We start from the raw sequence: 2,370 nt of genomic DNA, 5'->3' as shown, positions 1-2,370 counted from the left end.
CGGCGGTTGAGGGCCATGCCCTCTTCGCTGGCGTTGTCGGCCAGAGGCTTGCTGCGCCCGAAGCCCTGCGAGCACACGCGCTCCGCGGCGACACCGCTCTCGATGAGGAAGCGCTTCACGCTGGCGGCCCGGCGCTTGGACAGCTCCAGGTTGTACGTGTCGCTGGCGCGCGAGTCGGTGTGGCCCTCGACGAGGATGCGGTCGAGCTTCGGGTTCACCTCCATCACGCGGGCCACCTCCTCCAGCACGGGGAAGGACTCGGAGAGGATGACGTCCTGGTCGGTGGCGAAGTTCACCTGCTCCAGGATGACGATCTTGTTGCCCACGGTGCGCGCGAGCGGGCAGCCGTCCTTGCCGCGAGTCCCCGCGGGGACGTCCGGGCACTTGTCGATGCGGTCCACCACGCCGTCCGAGTCGCCGTCGGAGTCCGGGCAGCCGCCGTTCTCCACCGGGCCCTCCACGGTGGGGCAGCGGTCCTTCTCGCCAATGACGGAGTCGCCGTCGGGGTCCACGGGCGGCGGGGGCGGCTCGGGCGGCTCCTTGAAGCGCTCGATGGCCTCCCACTCACGCGTCTTGGCGGGCACCCAGATGATGGACGTGAAGAAGCTCAGGTTGGGGGACGCGAGGGAACAGCCGCAGCCCAGGCCGCCGCCGAAGGTGAAGGTGACGCCGGTGGAGCTGTACCAGCGCAGGCCGATGAGCAGCTCCGCGGGAATCTGGCGGGGCTGATTGGGTTCCTTCTCCAGGCCCACCGCGCCATGCACCATGCCGAGCGCGGTGATGCCGCTGCCGCGCAGCAGGGGCACCTCGGCGCCCAGGCCGAAGGGCGCCATGTCGCCCATGTTGACGCCGCTGAACACGAGGTCCGGCCGCTTCCAGAAGCCGCCGTTGAGGGCCAGGAGGATGCCGGACTCGAAGCGGTAGTCGACGACGAGCCCCGGCGCCCAGGTGAGCTCGCCGTCGCCCGCGAAGGCCTCCTGCACGCCGGTGGGGAAGCTGACGTTGAAGGTGAGCGCGCTGCCCCAGCCGTGGCCTTCCGCGGAGCGGCGCAGGCCGGGGACGGCCACCTTGCCGGTGAGGCGCAGGTCGCCGAGCGCGAAGCTCTCCACCGGGCCTTCGGAGCCGATGACCTCCAGGTTCTGACCGCCCTGGAGCATGACGAGCGGCAGGTCCACGCCCACTTCGGCCCAGTCGAAGAGGCCGACGGTGGCCATGACATCCAACTGGAGCCGGTTGCCCACGAGGCTGATGGAGCCCACGTCGCCGTCCTTGGGGACGAGGGACAGGGGGTTGATGGAGTAGCTGAGGTAGGGCCCGGCGGAGACGGACAGGTGGGACAGGGGCCGGGACTGGGTGACCATCACCAGGTCCTGCGGCGCGCCGGAGGGGCGGAACAGTTGGAGGTTGAAGCGCGCGTCCGGGGCGGCGCTGGCGGCGGTGGACAGAGCCAGGGCCACGAGCAGCGGGAGGAGCGGCGTGCGGGGAGGCTTCATCGGACGCGGCGGGCGGAGCGCAGGAAGAGGAAGCCCAGGGCGAGGGTGACGAGGATGGCGGTGCTGCCGGTGGGGGTGTCCTCGGCGGTGGTGCCGCAGCAGAAGGCGCCGCCCTGCGGCTCGGTGCCGGGCTTGCGGCGGCCGCGCTCGCACTGCTGGGTTTCGGCGGAGCAGTACTCGACGCCCAGGCAGTCGCCGCTGTCGGCGCAGGAGATGTCGCAGGTGTTGGACGCGGTGTCGCAGGTGCCGCCGCAGGGGCAGTGGGCATCGGCGAAGCACTCGACGCACGCGGCGCCGTCGCACACGAGCCCGTCCGCGCACGTCATGGCGCAGGCGTTGGTGTTGTCGCAGGTGCGGGTGGTGGGGTCGCAGGTGCCGCTGCCGCAGTCGGAGTCGTTGACGCAGCCCACGCAGACGCTGTTCTGCACGGAGCCGTCGGTGAGGCAGAACGGGGTGGCGGCGTCACAGGCGTCGCAGCGGTCGCCGCAGCGCTCGTCGGTGGTGCAGGCGCTGCATTCGCCGCTGAGGCAGAACTGGCCGTCGCCGCATTCCAGGTCGGTGCGGCACTGGACGCAGACCTCGCCGTCGAGACAGTAGGGGCGTTCGCCGGGGCACTTGGAGCAGCCGGGGCCGCAGCGGTCGGCGGTGTTGCACTCCGGGACGGCGTCCACGCAGGCGCCGTTCACGGTGTCGCAGCGCTGGCCGTTGGAGCACTGGCTGTCGGTGGTGCACTCGACGCAGGAGGGCGGGGCGCCGCATCTTCCTGGATGGGTACGAGGCGCTTCGCCGCGCCTCGACGCGCAATGCCCGGGTGGCGCGCTTCCTGGCGGCGCTCGTGAACGAGTGCCGGGTGCGCGAGGTGACGCTGCTCTACACC

At 71.6% G+C, this 2,370-nt stretch carries 2 protein-coding genes and 1 pseudogene; all 3 read right to left on the bottom strand.

Annotated elements, in window-relative coordinates; all coding sequences use genetic code 11:
* Window positions 1-1,493: outer membrane exchange protein TraB (gene traB / locus D7X12_RS40845; protein ID WP_147443984.1), on the bottom strand; the 1,493-nt coding region annotated here is incomplete at its 3' end.
* On the bottom strand, window positions 1,490-2,164 hold the full coding sequence (locus tag D7X12_RS40840) for a hypothetical protein (protein ID WP_439329423.1): 675 nt from the start codon (window positions 2,162-2,164) through the stop codon (window positions 1,490-1,492). The genes D7X12_RS40840 and traB, both read right to left, overlap by 4 nt.
* A gap of 39 nt (window positions 2,165-2,203) precedes the next feature.
* Window positions 2,204-2,370, bottom strand: a pseudogene (locus D7X12_RS45580) (hypothetical protein); the annotation flags it as partial.

Origin of the sequence: Corallococcus sicarius (assembly GCF_003611735.1) — a bacterium.
In the GTDB taxonomy this organism is placed as follows: domain Bacteria; phylum Myxococcota; class Myxococcia; order Myxococcales; family Myxococcaceae; genus Corallococcus; species Corallococcus sicarius.
The sequence above is the reverse complement of the archived record's forward strand: the minus strand, read 5'-3'. Positions and strand labels throughout refer to the sequence as shown.